The sequence below is a fragment of the Mesobacillus sp. QJM3NY_10 genome, from assembly GCF_056173465.1.
Genome location: NZ_CM149675.1, coordinates 4440217 through 4457629 on the forward strand (window position 1 = coordinate 4440217; position 17413 = coordinate 4457629).

The 17413-nt window shown below is 39.4% G+C and carries 17 protein-coding genes and 1 riboswitch; of the genes, 7 read left to right on the forward strand and 10 right to left on the reverse strand.

The genetic code is table 11. The features are described 5' to 3' along the window. Positions 1 to 63: 63 nt before the first annotated feature. Entirely contained in the window at positions 64 to 456 is a 393-nt protein-coding gene (locus AC0VX7_RS22245) for a hypothetical protein (RefSeq protein ID WP_475425968.1), read from the reverse strand. Positions 457 to 1044: 588 nt separating this feature from the next. On the opposite strand from AC0VX7_RS22245, the gene AC0VX7_RS22250 reads away from it, so the two are divergent. Continuing rightward, positions 1045 to 1938, forward strand: a complete 894-nt coding sequence (locus tag AC0VX7_RS22250; RefSeq protein ID WP_475425969.1) for a helix-turn-helix domain-containing protein — start codon at positions 1045 to 1047, stop codon at positions 1936 to 1938. An 81-nt stretch (positions 1939 to 2019) separates the two neighbouring features. Here the strand turns inward: AC0VX7_RS22250 and AC0VX7_RS22255 are convergent, their stop codons facing one another. After that, a complete protein-coding gene (locus AC0VX7_RS22255; protein WP_475425970.1) occupies positions 2020 to 2187 on the reverse strand; it encodes a hypothetical protein in 168 nt (55 codons plus the stop codon). A gap of 302 nt (positions 2188 to 2489) precedes the next feature. After that, entirely contained in the window at positions 2490 to 3113 is a 624-nt protein-coding gene (locus AC0VX7_RS22260; RefSeq protein ID WP_475425971.1) for a hypothetical protein, read from the reverse strand. A 331-nt stretch (positions 3114 to 3444) separates the two neighbouring features. Between AC0VX7_RS22260 and AC0VX7_RS22265 the strand changes: the two genes are divergently transcribed. Further along, positions 3445 to 4065 carry a response regulator transcription factor gene (locus tag AC0VX7_RS22265; protein WP_475425972.1) on the forward strand — a complete coding sequence of 207 codons (621 nt, stop codon included), beginning with the start codon at positions 3445 to 3447 and terminating at the stop codon, positions 4063 to 4065. Positions 4066 to 4381: 316 nt separating this feature from the next. Here the strand turns inward: AC0VX7_RS22265 and AC0VX7_RS22270 are convergent, their stop codons facing one another. After that, the gene (locus AC0VX7_RS22270) at positions 4382 to 6082 is read right to left on the reverse strand and encodes a cell wall-binding repeat-containing protein (RefSeq protein WP_475425973.1); all 1701 of its coding nucleotides are present in this window, start codon (positions 6080 to 6082) and stop codon (positions 4382 to 4384) included. 180 nt (positions 6083 to 6262) lie between these two features. Here AC0VX7_RS22270 and AC0VX7_RS22275 point away from each other — a divergent pair, with 180 nt between their 5' ends. Next, positions 6263 to 6451, forward strand: a complete 189-nt coding sequence (locus AC0VX7_RS22275) for a hypothetical protein (RefSeq protein WP_475425974.1) — start codon at positions 6263 to 6265, stop codon at positions 6449 to 6451. Positions 6452 to 6484: 33 nt separating this feature from the next. On the opposite strand, the gene AC0VX7_RS22280 is transcribed toward AC0VX7_RS22275, so the two are convergent. Beyond that, positions 6485 to 6628, reverse strand: coding sequence for a YwzD family small protein (locus AC0VX7_RS22280; protein ID WP_475428224.1), 144 nt, complete (start codon positions 6626 to 6628; stop codon positions 6485 to 6487). A gap of 172 nt (positions 6629 to 6800) precedes the next feature. Next, on the reverse strand, positions 6801 to 8603 hold the full coding sequence (locus tag AC0VX7_RS22285) for a cell wall-binding repeat-containing protein (RefSeq protein ID WP_475425975.1): 1803 nt from the start codon (positions 8601 to 8603) through the stop codon (positions 6801 to 6803). Between the two features lie 171 nt (positions 8604 to 8774). Here AC0VX7_RS22285 and AC0VX7_RS22290 point away from each other — a divergent pair, with 171 nt between their 5' ends. The 3 genes from AC0VX7_RS22290 (at position 8775) to AC0VX7_RS22300 (ending at position 10465) form a co-directional block, all read left to right on the forward strand. Further along, positions 8775 to 9239 (forward strand): hypothetical protein, encoded by a 465-nt coding sequence (locus AC0VX7_RS22290; protein WP_475425976.1) that lies wholly within the window; start codon positions 8775 to 8777, stop codon positions 9237 to 9239. A 205-nt stretch (positions 9240 to 9444) separates the two neighbouring features. After that, complete coding sequence (locus AC0VX7_RS22295) at positions 9445 to 9573, forward strand: hypothetical protein (RefSeq protein ID WP_475425977.1); 129 nt, start codon at positions 9445 to 9447, stop codon at positions 9571 to 9573. Positions 9574 to 9742: 169 nt separating this feature from the next. After that, the gene (locus tag AC0VX7_RS22300; protein WP_475425978.1) at positions 9743 to 10465 is read left to right on the forward strand and encodes a lecithin retinol acyltransferase family protein; all 723 of its coding nucleotides are present in this window, start codon (positions 9743 to 9745) and stop codon (positions 10463 to 10465) included. A gap of 36 nt (positions 10466 to 10501) precedes the next feature. Here AC0VX7_RS22300 and AC0VX7_RS22305 read toward each other — a convergent pair whose 3' ends face one another. Further along, positions 10502 to 11680 (reverse strand): toxic anion resistance protein, encoded by a 1179-nt coding sequence (locus AC0VX7_RS22305; protein ID WP_475425979.1) that lies wholly within the window; start codon positions 11678 to 11680, stop codon positions 10502 to 10504. After that, positions 11680 to 12330: a 5-bromo-4-chloroindolyl phosphate hydrolysis family protein gene (locus AC0VX7_RS22310; protein WP_475425980.1), complete on the reverse strand. Its 651-nt coding sequence runs from the start codon at positions 12328 to 12330 to the stop codon at positions 11680 to 11682. The genes AC0VX7_RS22305 and AC0VX7_RS22310 overlap by 1 nt, the downstream gene beginning before the upstream one ends. Positions 12331 to 13100: 770 nt before the next feature. Between AC0VX7_RS22310 and AC0VX7_RS22315 the strand changes: the two genes are divergently transcribed. Further along, positions 13101 to 13784 (forward strand): C40 family peptidase, encoded by a 684-nt coding sequence (locus AC0VX7_RS22315; protein ID WP_475425981.1) that lies wholly within the window; start codon positions 13101 to 13103, stop codon positions 13782 to 13784. Positions 13785 to 13956: 172 nt separating this feature from the next. Here the strand turns inward: AC0VX7_RS22315 and AC0VX7_RS22320 are convergent, their stop codons facing one another. Next, positions 13957 to 14292, reverse strand: coding sequence for an SMI1/KNR4 family protein (locus AC0VX7_RS22320; protein WP_475425982.1), 336 nt, complete (start codon positions 14290 to 14292; stop codon positions 13957 to 13959). Between the two features lie 377 nt (positions 14293 to 14669). Then, on the reverse strand, positions 14670 to 15908 hold the full coding sequence (locus AC0VX7_RS22325) for a BglG family transcription antiterminator (RefSeq protein WP_475425983.1): 1239 nt from the start codon (positions 15906 to 15908) through the stop codon (positions 14670 to 14672). A gap of 1404 nt (positions 15909 to 17312) precedes the next feature. After that, positions 17313 to 17398: riboswitch (cyclic di-GMP riboswitch) on the forward strand. Positions 17399 to 17413 lie beyond the last annotated feature (15 nt).

Consider the following 17413-nt stretch of genomic DNA (forward strand, 5'->3'; position numbering starts at 1 on the left):
ACAATCTCTACGAAAATAGCAATGAAATAAAACAAAAAAATGAGTGTGAGGGTGACCTCGCACTCATTTTTTCATTAACCGCCTAAGAAAAGATAGGATATGGAAATAAGTATGTACCGCTATCCCGAAAACAAGCCAGCCTTGATACTCAATAGTAAACATAGTTGATGAAACAATTACAGCGGATATACTATATAGAACGAATTGTAGTATATAAGCATACTTATTTATTTTTGCTTCTTTAATAATCAAGTCAATCAATAACGTTGTAGGAATGCCGAGTATTAAATAGAAAGGAATCTGATAGACCGTTAGGATCAGAATGGTGTCCAAATAGGGGTTATAAACATAATACCCTGTCTCCTGGCTTGCACCAAATGTTAAATAGCCGTAGAAGGTGATCAGTGCAGCAGATGTGGGAGCAGCTAATATAATGGACAGCAGTATTTTTTTCACCCTCTCCCTCCTTTCTGTGCATGTTAAACCTACTCACTCTATTATATACTCATCAAACGATGGAGCAATTACAGGGTTAGTTTTGTCTATGATAATGCAGAGGGAAAACTGAAAAGTGAGGGATTACTAGCGAGAGAAATCAATGAATACAAGTCACATATGAAGAATTAGTATAGAGGGAATATTCATATAAAAACGTCGTGCCAACCCTGTTGGCACGACGTTTCCACTGATAGCTTCTACCCTGGATATTTTCTCTATTAACTTCTAAGCACTCCTCTATATAGAGCCAAAATTATTCAGATCAATGCTGATTTGGAAGATCTTGAAGAATTTCAATAATTTGAGTAACCAATTCTCCATTTATAGTTACAGCAGCCATTAGTCCCATTGCTAGAAACATACTAACTATCTTTTTCATAATTCATCACTCCCCGTTGTTCTTATATAACAATAATATATCATTAGGATATTTTTCTGATTCCCCATTTTAAGAAGTTAATAATGAAATACCACTGTAAAACCCTAATATTTGTAATTATTCTGGTAAAATATAATCATAGTTATATTTGAGGGAGGGAATAGTCAGTGGACAGGGCAGACATAATCGGCAAGCAAATCAAATACCTTCGTAATCAAGCTCAAATCACTCAAAGCCAGCTAGCAGAGGGAATCGGTACCCAAGCGCAAATAAGTAAGATCGAGAGCGGCGAGGTTATTCCTTTATGCACTACCTTATATGAAATCGCATATAAGTTAGGGGTAGATGTTAACTATTTCTATAATCAAGCCTATCATCCAAGGTTTGATTACGTTAATGAAATAAAATATCAAATCAGAAAATCAATTCGGGAACGTAATTATGAAGAAGTAGAACAACTCATAAGAACAGAGGAAGCTCACCTGTCGTTTAAGATGCCGATCAACCATCAATTTATGCTCTGGCATAAGGGAGTAGTAGAGTATTATATAAGAAAAGATGTTAATAAATCATTAAGTCTATTAGAAACAGCTTTTATGATTGGAAAAGGGAAGAATAGCAACCTTCCCATTTCCATACAGGACATTGAAATCTTGAACAGTCAAGCGATCATTTATAATGAAATTTCCGACTTCAATCATTCTGTAAAAATATATAAGAATGCCCTGAACTACTTAAAAAACATGCCGGAAATACCCGATAAAAGAGTAGTCATTCGTCTATATTACGGAATCGCTAAGTCCCTTTTTAAATTAGAATTATTCAAAGAATCCATTTCATATTGTAACAAAGGAATTAATCTTTGCTTGAATGAAGAGTTGCTGTACTTATTAGGAGAACTTCATTATGAAGCTGGCCAGAATTATCAGGCTTTAGACAACAACATAAAAGCCTTAGAACATTATAGTCAGGCCAAGGAAACATTTTATATTTCTAAAAGAAAAAAGTTTCTTGAGGCTACGGAAAGAAAACTAATCCAAATTCAAAATTCAGGACGGTAATGTCTTTCAAGTATTTTTTTAACATATAACGGGACAGCAAAATGATTTGCTGTCCCATTCATTAATTTATATTTGATGTGCTTAATAGCCCTCTACTGTGCCTGAATATCTTGTTGATTTCGCCCTGTAAAGAGGTGGCTTATCGTACCCTGTCGGCACTGCAAGTTCGGTTACAACAATTCTCCAATCTCCACTTCCTGCACTACTGTTCATAGTTACCTGTGATGTAGAAGTAACTGTCTTACTCACTTTAGTAGACCACCAAAGTCCATTACTTCTTTGTAATTTCACTGTTACTCCTTGTTTACCTGCGGTTTGAATGAATTCATCAACCTTAAATTTCACACTTACGCCTTCCTTCATGGAGTAAAAGTGATGATAGTTTGAAGGTACAGAAGTAGTACTAGGGGTGGTAGTACCACTGAAATTCGTTATAAACATATTAGCAGATGCTGGACTTACAACCGAAAAGATTACTAGAAATGCTATAAGCAGAGAAGACAGTTTAATAGACATTTTTTTGACCAACTTTAACAACTCCTCATTGAAAATTATGATGTGATTTTTGCAGTTACAATTCTATAGTCGCGATTAGGAGCATTGACATCAACTACTAGAGTAGTGTAATAGCTAATAGGTAAGTATTTTAGAGCGGTAAATTTGCCATTGCTAGTGACTCTTGCCACTTTCGCTGAAGTCCCATTAATTATTCCATCTAATCCTGTCACGCCCGTTGATTCAGATCTAGAATACATAGTACCCGTTGTTTCTGCGCGCGCGGAGACCGCTGTTAAATAATCACCACTCCACGAGAAGGTTCCACCAACTGCATGAGAGAAATTCCACCCATTTGTATTAGCTACATATGCCTGATACTCTTTAGAGCCAACTGAAGCTATTGCCATTGCAGAATAGTTTAATTGACCTTCTTTCACACTAGCAGGAACCACGTTCTTTTCCTTAAAACCAACTTTTAGATTTTTGCCTTTTACTTCAAAGTTCTTTTCACCATTAGCCAACTTTTTGTTAGCTTTATCTACTAGTACTTGAAGTTCTTGGTTTAAGACATCAATCTCCTTGGCCGTAGGATAATAATTTTTTTCAGCAGCACTTGCACCATTGGCTGATATAAGTAAGATCAATCCAAAAGTTAAGAGAAACAGAATCTTCTTCACTATATTTCCTCCCCATTCTTTTCAAAGGTATACCTTTATTAAGTTTTGAGCTCATTACCATTATCTAGTGTATTCTAGTAAATTGTCACCGCAATTTGGTCCAGGTTCTCCGCAAGTTTTGCATGTGGAGTTTTCTAATTTTGTTGAGTACACCAATATAAATATAGTTATATTTCTTTTATATATAGGGTGAAAAACAGATATTTTATCTCGTTGCTTTTAACATAAAGCCCAAAAGTCTAAATTTGCGGATTTCACTAAATTACAATGTTCTATTAAGATTAAAGTGAGTAAAGGGGCAATTAACAAATCTATTAAGGGGATGTGAAATGTGACGAGGGTATTAATCATTAATGAAAACGAACTTTTCGGGCAAGGAATAAAACAGCTTTTGGAAAAAGAATCAGATTTTATAGTTACTTTTTTACAAGAGTGTAATAACACGAAAGTCATTTCTGGATATGATGTTTATCTATTAGAAAGCACTGCCTTAAGCCTGGAAATAGTGAATAGAATTTTTAAAATAAATGTTAAAGCTAGAATCGTTATGTTCTATGATAAATCCATCTCACATCTTAAGCAGCTTGCCAGCTTAGGCATAAGTGGATTTATAAAAAAATCAACCTCCATTACCGAACTTGTATTAACATTACAGCTTGTGAAACATGGCAATGCTTCGTTCCCTCTACCACTACTGGAACAACTTATTGCCACCCAAAGGCATACTAGCCCGGATGGATATAACGTGGATAATGTCTTGTCAAAAAGAGAATTGGAAATTCTAAATTATATATCTGCTGGTAAAAATAATCGGGAAATCTCTGAAGAATTATTTATGAGTGTCCGCACCGTTGAATACCATTTATCAAAAATATTTAAAAAGTTGAATGTAAGTTCACGTTTAGAAGCTCTATCGAAAGCTATAAGTCTCAATATAATTTGTATTAAATAAAAGGAAACTAAACTGAAAGTATATATCTAGGAGGAAAAAACCATGGAATTATATATGATTATATTTGTATTCTTTGCATGCTTTATCATTAGTGCCGTTTTAAATGTTCTCCTCAAAATGACCGGAAAAATTAATTGGGTAATGTCATTTCTTCTAAGTCTATTTCTGTCGATTGTTTTCGTTGCAGTACTAGGGGTTAAATAGGTCTGTCTCTAAAAGCCTTTCAGTTGCTTCAAGATCCAAAAATGCTAACTTTAAAATATGTTTAAAGTTTTACAAACGAAAAGTCCTTCCCAAATAGAGAAGGACTTTTGTGTTATTTAATGAATCGATTTAATTGTTTCTCTACATCTGGTGAAACCGCACCTGTACCACCAAGAATATATATATTATCGATTTCACTGCTTTTTGCTGTTAAGAATGCACTCACTTTACTATGCATTTTATTTGCAGGGGTAAGGATTACCGGCGCATAGAACATGTTTGCCAGAGGTGCCCCCGAAAGTGCATCCGGGAATAGATCCCCGCGGGCGAACGTCAGCGTACTAGCGTCCATTCCAAGGTGTTTTATACCGTAATTCGCCACATTCACAGACACCTCATAACGGTCACTGCCTCCAATACGTTCGACCTCTGCACCTGGACGTATACGTTTCAATTTTGTAGCCACTGATTCATTTACTGCAGCAGGACCACCTATGATAATAAAGTTCTCTATGTTTGGATTATTTTTGATGAACGTTTCAATAGGTGCCGGCACGCCGTCCTTCTTTACCAGCAGGATTGGCATTCCTGATGGGCCTGCAATCGTTGAGGCTGAGAGCGCATCCGGGAATGCTTCGCCGCTGGCAATGATGGCTGTCCCTTCATTCCATTGATCTGACACTCTTTCTGCAATGCTGGCAGAAACAGCATAACGATCATTTCCTCCGATTCGATCTACCTCTATCCCAAGGGTTTCCAACTGTTCTTCTACATCAGGAGATACGGAAGCTGGTCCCCCAAGAATGATCGCCCGTTCAGGCTGGATATTTTCAAGTTCTGTCACCACTGAGTACGGAAGGGACTTAGGATTCGTCAGCAGGATTGGAGCGTCCTCTGTAAACGCAAGAGGACCGCCTGAAACCGCATCAGGATATAAGTCGCCCCTTGTTATAACTACTGTCCCGCTTCCATAACCCCAATATCTAAGCGTACTGCTAACATTGCTTGACACATGGTAGCGGTCATTCCCCTGGATTCTTGATACTCCCGGCAGAGTAACAGAATAAAATGAAATAACCTTATTTCCACCTAACTTCATCGCTTCGAAGGTAATGAAATTATATCCCTGGGCCAGGACTAAATGATCCCACTTAAATAAACCAGGTGCTTTTAAAGCGACTTCCTGCTCAAAATTGAGTGTAACATTCAAAGAGACGGCATCTGAACTACCGGATATTGGATAATTGGGCGCAGAATTCTTAGGAAGTCTGGTATCTGCAGACGCTGGATTGTTCACTGTCAATTTTGGCAATACAGAGTCCGGTGCAGTAGAGAACGCACCCTTAACACGGTATTGATAGCTTCTCTTTTCTTCGGAATAGCCCATCACCACAAGATAATAAGCTCCCTCAGGCAATTCGAATGTAGCATCATTTATAGGTTCAATTATTTCCTCTGAGTTCATTTCGTAGATAAAATAATCAGGACCAAAAGGGTCATCAGCATTTCCATGAAGTGCTTCTACAGTGAATTCTCCGCCTTTTGTCGTAAAAAAGTACTCGTGAATCTGGTTATAGTCAATCTGCTGTTTATACTCCGTCTCAGTCACGACGGTTTGCGAGGATACGGACTGGCTTTGGAATTGATATGATTGGGAATTTTCCTGCTCTAGCTGCTGAATCACAAAGCTTTTTCTCTCTTCCATTCGGTCTTTCAAGAGACTTTCCTCGGCACTTACGAATGGAATCGATAACGAAGTGGACACCATTGCAACGACTGTGGCTGTAGATAACACTTTTAAAAACGCCTTCAATATTAACGCCCCTTTTTTTCAATTAAGTTAACAAGCTAATATTATTTGATTTTACAATATTTGTAACGGGTCTATTCTACTATTAATAATGAATTTCACTAAAACCCTAATAAACGATTGTTTTCCTTCGAATAATCTGGGGTATATAAAGATACCAATACTTCCAGGAGGTAAGCTGACATGAAAAAGCTTATTTACCGCGTTAAGTACCATTGGCATTCTTATCAGCATGGCTATAATAAAGCTCTTATTAAAGATTGTATCTGCCCTAAACTGCGCAATAAACTTGCGATGAAATTAGAATTCCACGAGAAAATGGCTATCGAACACCATCGCCAGCTTCAAAGCTTACAAACTACTTTTTCATAAGAAAAAGGAGGCGGAAATCCGCCTCCTGAAATTTTATATAGTGATGATATTCTTTAAGTCGATCTTTAATTCTTCCAAGATTTTTTCAACAGTCATCTCTTTGTCATTCAAGCCTTTTTCATAAGCGTTCTTTAACACTTCGACAAAATCAAGATTACTAGCCTCTTCCACTTTCATATCTCTCAATGAATAAATCCTCCGCGTTCGCTAAAATATGACATTATTCTATTAAACTTCCAGACATTTGTAAATATCTTTCCAGTAACATTTTGTTACATTTTAGTTAAATTTGTGTTTTTTTCACAAAAAAGACAATGAGTGCTACACTCATTGTCTCGAATTACTTGCTCTACTTGATAAGTTCAGCTAGTTCATACTGGATATTCATGACGTTGTCTCCACCCAGCAGCGTGTAATGCTTGTAATCCTGTTGGATAATCGTGTTACGAACAGCCCATGGAATGTTGTCTGAGTTTGATAGCAACAGCGGGGCATTATTTTTTGCCGCCAAAACCGCACCTGTCAACGCATCCGCGAAGCCCATTCCATTGGCAATGTACGCCTTCTCTTTTCCAAGTGGAAGCCTGCTTACAATATCAGCATTCGTTGCGTAGCGATCACTGCCGCCATAACGTGTTTTATTAGGGATGCCACTGAGAATCTTGCTGTTAATTACATCTTCGCTTCCTACTACTATGGTGCGCGTATATTTCCTTAATTCGTTAAAGGTAGCAGTATTAAGCGTCGATTTATCAGTCAGGAAGATCGGGTAGTTATTTCTTGCCGCATAAGCAGCAATCGATAAAGCATCCGGGAAATTGAATCCGTAAGCAAGTATTGCCGTATCCCCCTTCACTGGAAGTTTCTCTGCGATTGTAATCGCCGTAGCGAAACGGTGACTTCCACCATAGCGTTCTACCTTCAGATCCATTTTTCTAAGTTCTTCTTCAACCTCAGGACCGATCGCCGCTGAGCTTCCGAGCAGAATCGCTCTCTTCGCCCCCAGGTTAATGATCTCTTTCTTTGTCGCAGAAGGTAGTTCATTGGTTGCTGTTAAAAGCATCGGGGCATCTAGCTGGTATGCCAGCGGAGTTCCTGCCAATGCATCCGGGAAATCAAATCCCTTTGCCAGGACAACTGTATCCGCTCCGTCTTCCCAGCCCTCCTGTGAAATGGCAGCAGCTGTCTCATAACGGCCAGAACCTGATAGCCTGCTGGCAATGTGCTTGAGTTCATGGGAAGATGTGTATCCGATGGTGCCATCTTTTGCTTGAACTTTATACCAGACATATTGACGATAGTCCAGTATGTTTTCAGTCACTTTGGATTGATCGTAGTCGAATTTTTTTAAAATTGTTACCGGCTCGCTTACATCACTAGGAAGAGTTTTCAAAGCTTTTGAATCCTGTGTTGGTGCTGTACGAATATTGGCACCTTCAGCAGAGAACACAACATCTTTAGGCTTGAAGAAGTATTTACTCTCAGTTAGAAGCTGATCAGGCACTTCATAGTGGTCTTCTTCAAAAATCAATTCATAATCCGGTGCTCCTGAATAAGTGAAATCTTCGACCTTAAATTCAAAAGGCAAAGGATAGACTCCAATTCCCTGGTTGTAATTATCTATATATCGATAGACTTCCTCTTGGTATGCCCCTGTATTCGTTTTACCGGTCGCCTTAAAGATCGGACTATTGCTCTGCACCTGACCATTGTAAGCGAGGACTGCAAAATACCAACTTTCGAGGATATACCGGTCATTATTATTGACTGTTGGAAGCTTGTTGCTGTTGATAGCACGGAATTTCTCGTCAAGAATTTGAACTCCAGCTTCAATATTGTACTTAATATCTGTTCCAAGTTTATTAATGTCAAAGCGGGAATCATTCGTTATCTGCATGATGCCGATGCCTTTACCGTCGACCTCTGAGATAAAAGGCTTTCCGTCCTTAAACTGCCTCCAAGCGCTTTCCTGCATAGCTATCGCTTTGACGATTTCCGGCGGCACATCATGGTCCAGCGCTGCCTTTGTCAAATACTGGTCAATGACCTTTAATGGCGGGTTTTCATAATACTCGGCTCCTTCTGCTTGAATACCTTGAAACGGCACTGTAATCAGCAAAATGGCGAGCATGATTGTTACTAATCTATTCATTCCCCTTCTCCTCTCAATCTATCATTCTTGTTAAATGGTAACATTCTTCCAATCTTCTTTCTATACAAAATGCTCTTAAAATAGAAAATCGAGAATTCACTTATTTCGTATATCCCTAAAACCCTTCTCATATTATTGGAATAAGCCATCCACATTAAAGGAGTCCCACCAATGCATAAGAAAAAGCAGCAACACCTTGTCCTTTTCATAACTCTTGCGATCCTACTGTTCTTTGTGTTTCTCGGATCCCGCTTTTTGCTGAGCTCGCCCTCCAGTCAGGCAAAAGCAGTTGTCGACCAGTTCTATTCCTTCGAGCAGGATGCGAACTTTTCTGGTTCCTGGAAACTATTCCACCCATATATGAAGGAGAAGTTTCATAAATCCGCATACATCCAGGATCGATCACATGTATTTATTGGCCATTTTGGTGCAGAAACATTTTCATATGAAATCAGCGAAGCGGAAGAGCTGAAAGGATGGAAAGCAGCCAAGGGCGAAAAGCCATTTGATACTGCCTTTAAGTTTGAAGTCACACAAAGATATACAGGGAAATATGGGAGATTCAGCTTTTTGCAAGAGGTGTATGTTGTTGAATATAAAGAAGATTGGGTTATCCTGTGGAACTTTAATCACTGATAAACGGAATAAATATTGGTAAAATTAAAAACAAATGGTTCTTTTTACCCTTAAAACCTCCATAAAAAGACAATTACTAACAATTTAATCATGAATACTAGCCAAAAAGCTCACCCTTCGTCGTTTTTTATCGAGAACATTTCGTTTATTTTCGTTCTTTATTTAGTTACAATCTATGTATACTATTACACGGGAGGGTTTTGAGATGCCATTAGTACAAATGAAAGAAGTGTTCACCCCATTGAAGTTCATAGGAATAAAACTTTATAAGAGTAAAGAGGGACATACATTTATCAAAGTAGGCAATAAACCCCGAAAGAAGATCTTTGGCTGATATCATTTCCGCACAGATGGAAACAGAGTATTTCCCTATCTTGAATAATAGTAGTCATACAGCTTGTTGCCCACGGTAACCGGCTTTTTATTTTTTCATGACCTTTCACCTATATAACTATGTTATCATTTAATTAGTATATTTTTCCATTAGGTGAGGAGGGCATATATTGAGCTTTTTTAAGAAATTAGTTGAACAAGGCACTTTTGATTTCATTGCTGACTGGGCAGATGAGAGTAGCAAACAACTAGATGAGCTAGATGAAAAAGTAACAAGAAAATTTGATAGACTAGGTGATGAACTAGAGAAAATTGGTGATAAGGCAGATGCGGTCCTTGGCACCGGTGACTATGGAAATAGCAGTTTTGATGACAGAATGAGAGCTCTGGAAGGAAAGAAACGCAAGAGGAGGTCCCAGGCTCAAAAGGGTGATGTGTTAGGGATCAATAGGATTGGCGGGTTCTATGAACATTATGGGATTTACAGTGGCAGAAACAAAGTCATCCATTTTACCTCACTGGACTCTGATATATCTGGCGAAAATGAGATCACGGAAACAGATATGGACCATTTTCTGAGAGATGAAAAGGAATTTTTTATACTCGACTTTGACAATGTGTCCCGGCATAGGCGGCCAGAAAAAATCCCTGTAACCTCGTCCCTTGGTGGTATTCCTGATGAAGAAATGATGACGATTTACTCTCCAGAAGAAACAGTAAAAAGAGCGAAATCCCAATTAGGTAAAAAAGAATATTCCGTTATATCTAATAACTGTGAACACTTTGCAATTTGGTGTAAAACCGGGGTACATAAAAGCTATCAAGTAGAGGATGTATTAGGTGAAGTTACACCCATTCAAAAGGCAGCGCCCAGACTGAAATGTTCAATATAGAAAAACGAACGGGAATTATGAATTCCCGTTCGTCTTTTACTTATCCTTTATCTCCAACAGCTTCAATCTCAACTCATTCTCCATTGAAGCCAAATCCTGTTCTGCCTGGCGCCTCTTCGTCCGGCCTTCTTCCTGGATCCTCAATGTCTCTTCCAGTGTCGTGATCAAGTTTTCCTGCGTTTTCTTGAGCGTTTCGATATCGACAATGCCACGCTCGTTTTCTTTAGCTGTTTCGATGGTATTTGTCTTTAGCATTTCGGCATTTTTCAGCAATAGTTCGTTTGTTGTCTTGGACACCTGCTTCTGTGCCTCAACAGCATGCCGCTGTCTGATCAGTGTCAGGGCAATCGCGACCTGGTTTTTCCAGAGCGGGATCGCTGTCACGATCGATGACTGGATTTTTTCCACCAGTGCCTGGTTGGTATTCTGGATCAGGCGAATTTGCGGCGCACTCTGGATCGTGATTTCCCTGCTTAATTTAAGGTCATAAAGGCGCTTATCCAGACGGTCCGCAAACTGGATCATGTCGTTTACTTCCTGGAACTTCATCTGGTCCTGAGATGTTTCCGCAGACTTTTTTAACTGCGGAATTGTTTTCTCATGCAGCTCCTCAAGCTTCAGTTCTCCAGCGGCAATATAAATGTTCAATGCATTGAAATATTCCTTATTTGTTTCGTACAATTTCTCGAGCATACCAATGTCCGACAGCAGGACATTTTTACTGCGGTCGAGTTTCACGCTGATTCGGTCAATCTGTGCCCCAGTCTTTTGGTACTTGGAGAGGATCTCCTGGACAGACCCCGAAATCTTGCCAAACATCCTGGCAAAGAAAGATTGCTTTTCAGTGCTAAGCTCCTCCGGATTCATATCATTGAGATGCTTCATCAAATCATTGATGATTTCCCCTACTTCGCCGATATCCTTCTTCTGAACATGGTCAAGCATCGCATGCGAAAAAGTCAGCAGTTTCCCCTGTGCCTGGGTACCATATTGAATCATTGCCTGGTGATTTTTCGGGTCAATCTGCTCAGCCAATTGATAGGCTCGCTGGCGATTTTCCTCTGGAATGACATCAATCAGCTTAACAGGCTTGCTGTCCTGTTGCTGCGGGCTGGGCTGCAGCTGCAGTTCCGGTGAATCGCCAAACGGGTTCGTTAAGATATCATCCATAATATTTCCGGTATTTTTTAATAGGTCAGGATTTTTTTCCGTCATTATTTTAACCTCCTGGTTTCATCAGGAATTTCATTTCGCTTCTTGATTGAATGCTTTGCCACGTCTATTTCAAAATTCAAATGGTCAAGATCTTCTTCCAGCATATAATTCAAATCTTTCTCAACGATTTTCGTAAGATCCTTTAAAGTGTCCTGTGTATCATGTAAAGATCGCTCCAGTTCGCGGTTTTTTCCGGGCTGTGATGAAAGGAAAGCATACTTTTCACTTAATTCCGTTATCGAATCAAGATGTGAGAAATAAAACTGTTCCGCCTTGAAAAATCTTCTCGGTTCGCGATTGCTCAGCTTCTGGATGTTTTTCACAAGCCGTAATAGCTCCATCCTTTGTTTCAGCGAACGGATATGCCGGACGGAAAAGAGCGACTTCTGGATTCTGTTGATCTTCACATTCGCTTCTTTAAGATTTCTCTTAATATATTTGTATTCCTTCATGGTCAGCCTGTTTTTTTCCAAAAAGCGTCCTTGCATGTATGAACCCAGTCCAAAAAACATCACTCCGCCGCCAATAAACCCATAAAGCGAAGACATCCAGAACGTCTGGTCAAAACCTGCATAAGCCAGCAGCCAGATGAACGACGAAAAAGGGATTGCCGCACCAGTTTGCATAAATCGTAAAAGGAATTTATTCATTAGTATCGACTCCTGTTTTGAATCTTCCTATCTATACGAATAGAAGATACAGAATGTTTCATTCACTGTAAAAAAATGTTTTCTCCCTTATACAATACTTCAAAACAAGCTATTTTTCTACAGACTCAGTTTGTACTGTGTTCTAGGTCTCGAGACCGAGATGATTCCAAACTGGAAAAATTTAATATCCTTGAACAATGGCATTTCGACAAAAGATGTGGACTAGCTTGTAGAATTACCTGGTAATTTGTAGGAATTTTTGTTGTTTCATTTTTTGAAAAAGGCGGTATATAGGGATTACAGAAAGCAATAGTAAAAAAAATACATCTGATAAGGAGTGTTTAAATATGAAAGTTAAAGCAGGAAGCTGGAGCATGTTGAGTCCCGAGGAAAAGTTATGGTTGTTAAAAGCAATTAGTAACCAGTCCAAAAAGCCAAAAATCAATGAATAATGAAATTGGAGTGAATTCCGCTGGAATGAGCATAGAAAAATGGTTGTCATCAATAGAAGGAAAGACTGCTGTTAAGAACCCTTAAATAGCAGTCTTTCCATTTAGTAAACTTTTAGATCATATGAAACTGAAGGACAACAATGTTCAGCTACTTCCATTCCCCTTATCCCCCCTTCTTGATATCTTTCTATCTAATTCGTCATACCACTTGGAATTATTGTCGTAAATTGTAATATAAATGTAATTCCACCGTTATTTGTTTGTAACCCCTTTCGCTATATACTAGGTTTAACTTTTAATTAACGGGGGTAAAACTACTTGTTTAAGAGAATCCTAGCATCTATGTTGCTCTTCGCTTTAGTAGCTACTGTCGCACCGTCTATCGATCAAGCCTCTGCCTCTGGAACGACTTATTATGTAAAAGTTAACTCTGGATCATTAAATATGCGCAATACACCTGCTACTTCCGGAAAAATTGTAGCTAAACTTCCTAAGAACCAGCTCGTAACTGTTTCTTCCCAATCAAAAGGTTGGGCAAAGGTATCTGCAAAAGGGAAAACAGGTTTTGTAAGCTCTAAATATATTGCACCAAAAACTACTAAAAAAGCAGCTGCACCAAAACCTGTTACTAAGACAGCTGATTATAAAGCTAAAGCAATCTCAGTTGCGAAAAGCAATTTGGGAGTCAAGTATAAATGGGGTGGCAACACGACCAGCGGATTTGACTGCTCAGGTTTGGTAACATACTCATTCGACAAAGCTGGAGTAAAACTACCTCGTACAGCATCAGAAATGTATAGCAAGGCAGGTACCAAAGTTACTTCCTTCCAGCCAGGCGATCTATTATTCTACGCAACTAGTGGTGGCAAGAAAGTAACCCACGTAGCCATTTACATTGGAAACGGACAAATGATCCACTCTGCGACTTCAAAGGGTGTATCAATCGTAAGCATCAATAATTCATACTGGAAGCCAAGGTTCATTGGCGCTAAGAGAATATAAATTAAAATTATGTAAAGCAAATAGACCATCAAATTGAGAGGTAATTCAATTTGATGGTCTATTTTTTGTAATTGATTTTCTTCAAACCGCTAAATAGAAAATGATCTGGAAGTAAACTGTGAAAACCATGAGTGAACTTAACACTAATATGGCCCTTTCATTGTTAATATAACTAAACACCAATCTTGTCAGTAAGCCAGCCTTCAATAAATTGCTTCAAGGAAGCTGCTACCCATGTCCGACTATCATCCTCGTGATTCCAGACGTATATATCGTTCTTTTCAATGTTCCCATTTTTTAATATTGCGTAGCAAAATAAATCTCCGTTACCAGCTTCCGAGAAAAAGAAAAGATGATCAAATGGCATATAAATGTCTTTATAGTCTTCAAAATTTCTAAAGAAAAGATTGTCTTTGACAATTTGAGAAGTAGACCAAAGCAGCGGACAATTCCAATTGTCGAAAACACCATTTGTTTCATTCAATAACTCAGCTAATTCTTCAGGCAATTCAACATTCTATTCTTTTTGGATTTGATCAATTTCATACTTTGTTGCAGGTTCTTTAAAATAGTGTTCGTTCGAAATAGAAGTCACAAATTCTTTCCACATATATTTGCTCCCTTAATTGCAATTTAGTTGCCTAATTTTATTTTCGACTCCCTTAATGAAAATCCCTCTTCAACTGCTAGTACTGCTTCGTTTAATGAGGAAGTAAAACCTTCAAAGTAAAAATGATTTTAAATACAAAAATAAAAGGACCAATCGCTAGCATAGCAATTCGGTCCACATAACCAGTGAAATTTTTATATACAATAAAGATTAATTTTCTAAATATAAATCTACTTTCTGGTCTGAACCTGTTACTTTTCGCCACTTTTTGTTGTTCAAGCACCTGGCCGTTCGATCCATCCACCGAAATGCATCGCAATCAATGCTACTTCATCATCTGATACCCTTTTGCCAATGGCCTCTTCAAGGTAATGTATTACTTTTTTTGTTTCCTTGTACAGATCCGGGAAATTGCTGATGATGGAGTCAGCCAGTGGATTGTCGTATTCTAGTCCATAAATGATCCGATAATAGGCGGACTTCAGATGAAAATATAGACTGCGTTCAAGAACATCCCTATCACGGAAAGCGAGGTGAAAATCCTCTTCAAAATCACTTACCATCTTTTTAATTATTTTTTTCAAGAGTGCGAGCTCGGCCTCTCCTGCACTGCTTGGACAATACTCCTCAGTCTTCGCCCCCATCAGGCATACTGTGATATAACAAAGTTCATCATCTGGAATGCTCAAGTCGAACTGTTTCTCAATTTGATTGCCGATAAATTTAGCTGCCGAATATTCTTCGGATGGCTTTAAAATGACCTTTTCCATCGGATCCATGTGCATCGTCTTTCCCTGACGATATCTTTTTAGCAAGAACAGCAGGTGAACGCTCAGGATTTCCATCATGTCATCGGGATAATGGATATCGAGATATTTCTCAGATTCAATTAAAATACGGTAAACTCCAGCTGCTTCTGGTGAAGCAAATAATTCAGTCGTCCAAGTTTCATCTGAGATTTGTTGTTCCAAGCTTAACCAGTGACTATCTTTTAAAGGATGAATTCTGGCTAGGAAGTGGACAAGGCTGCTCCGTTTATCCTCCTCTGCCCCTACGATATGGTAACCCTGCTCTTTTTCTTTCTGCAAATCCAACCGATGGCGAAGAAGCCTCGCCTTTAATTCTTCTAAATCTCGTAAAATCGTACTCCTGCTTACATTAAGCTTTTTCAGCAAATCCTCCAGAAAGACTGGCTTCTCCCTGGTTAATAGCAAGACGCCTATCCAGGCTCTTCGTTCTTTCGCTGAAAGCTGGTATTCACGGTCCAGTGTAAGGCGTCCAAGTTTACTCTTTATTGATGTCTTTTCAGCAGGATCCAAATAAAACCCTTTATTCCGTGCATGCTGAACAGGCTGCAGATGATGTCTCTCCAGCCACTCATTAATCTTCTTTATATTACGGTAAATCGTGCTCCTGGTGATACCCAGTTCTTTGGTGAGTGTTTCCATAGAAATATATAGATCCGTTCGAAATAACATGCTCAATATCTCTTTTTTACGTTTATTTATTGTCATGAAAGAGGCTCACCCTTTTTTAACTGACATACCAAAAACGAAAAAAACTCTACTTGATTTCATTATAAAGGGTAGTGCATTATTTTCATACCCCAAGGGTATTCGGGTTCAATAAGAAAACACTTTTTTTGAATATTGACTATTGCAGAGCGGGATATGACGAAAACGAAGAGGTATATGATGTATGGATTGGTTCGGACATAATTACTTTCGTGAGCGCGGGTTTTGTCCGAAGGTGAGGGTGGTTCGGACATAATCACTGGCTGTGGCGCCGGAATTGTCCGAAGTCGGGGGTAGTTCAGACAAAGTTACTGGAGTTAGCGTTGGTTTTGTCCGAAGGTGGGGGTGGTTCGGACATAATCACTGGAGTTGGCGCTGGATTTGTCCGAAGTCGGGGGTAGTTCGGACATAATCACTGGCTGTGGCGCCGGAATTGTCCGAAGTCGGGGGTAGTTCAGACAAAGTTACTGGAGTTAGCGTTGGTTTTGTCCGAAGGTGGGGGTGGTTCGGACATAATCACTGGAGTTGGCGCTGGATTTGTCCGAAGTCGGGGGTAGTTCAGACAAAGTTACTGGAGTTGGCGCTGGATTTGTCCGAAGTCGGAGGTAGTTCAGACAAAGTTACTGGAGTTAGCGTTGGTTTTGTCCGAAGTCGGGGGTAGTTCGGACATAATCACTGGAGTTGGCCTTGGTTTTGTCCGAAGGTGAGGGTGGTTCGAACATAATCACTGGCTGTGGCACCGGATTTGTCCGAAGTCGGGGGGAGTTCAGACAAAGTTACTGGAGTTAGCGTTGGTTTTGTCTGAAGGTGGGCGTAGTTCAGACATAATTACTGGTCTTGGCCATGGTTTTGTCCGAAGTCGGGGGAGTTCAGACAAAGTTACTGGAGTTAGCGTTGGTTTTGTCCGAAGTCGGGGGTAGTTCGGACATAATCACTGGCTGTGGCGCCGGAATTGTCCGAAGTCGGGGATAGTTCAGACAAAGTTACTGGAGTTAGCGTTGGTTTTGTCTGAAGGTGGAGGTAGTTCGGACATAATCACTGGTGTTGGCCCCTGGTTTTGTCTGAAGATGAGGGTGGTTCGGACATAATCACTGGCTGTGGCACCGGATTTGTCCGAAGTCGGGGGTAGTTCAGACAAAGTTACTGGTGTTAGCGTTGGTTTTGTCTGAAGGTGGAGGTAGTTCGGACATAATCACTGGTGTTGGCCTTGGTTTTGTCTGAAGATGAGGGTGGTTCGGACATAATCACTGGTGTTAGCCTTGGTTTTGTCCGAAGTCGGGGATGATTCGGACATAATCACTTGCTGTGGCGCCGGTTTGTCCGAAGCTGGATCAGGTTCAGAGATGTAAAAAAGTAGAAATCAGGACAAAAGACCTATTGAAAGTTTTTTCATAATTAGGATATTTTTATATAGGGCAAAATCATTGAAAAATGATGACGCAAAGCTATAGGGACCTCTTTCCATTGGAAAAAGTCTGCCAGCTACCATCGATATTAAAGGAGAA

Bases quoted from the DNA above. Each gene is read 5' to 3' on its own strand.
- AC0VX7_RS22285 (WP_475425975.1), bottom strand. From the start codon at position 8,603: ATGAATAGATTAGTAACAATCATGCTCGCCATTTTGCTGATTACAGTG.
- AC0VX7_RS22325 (WP_475425983.1), bottom strand. From the start codon at position 15,908: ATGACAATAAATAAACGTAAAAAAGAGATATTGAGCATGTTATTTCGA.
- AC0VX7_RS22305 (WP_475425979.1), bottom strand. From the start codon at position 11,680: ATGACGGAAAAAAATCCTGACCTATTAAAAAATACCGGAAATATTATG.
- AC0VX7_RS22280 (WP_475428224.1), bottom strand. From the start codon at position 6,628: ATGAAAGTGGAAGAGGCTAGTAATCTTGATTTTGTCGAAGTGTTAAAG.
- AC0VX7_RS22290 (WP_475425976.1), top strand. From the start codon at position 8,775: ATGCATAAGAAAAAGCAGCAACACCTTGTCCTTTTCATAACTCTTGCG.
- AC0VX7_RS22295 (WP_475425977.1), top strand. From the start codon at position 9,445: ATGCCATTAGTACAAATGAAAGAAGTGTTCACCCCATTGAAGTTCATA.
- AC0VX7_RS22310 (WP_475425980.1), bottom strand. From the start codon at position 12,330: ATGAATAAATTCCTTTTACGATTTATGCAAACTGGTGCGGCAATCCCT.
- AC0VX7_RS22275 (WP_475425974.1), top strand. From the start codon at position 6,263: ATGAAAAAGCTTATTTACCGCGTTAAGTACCATTGGCATTCTTATCAG.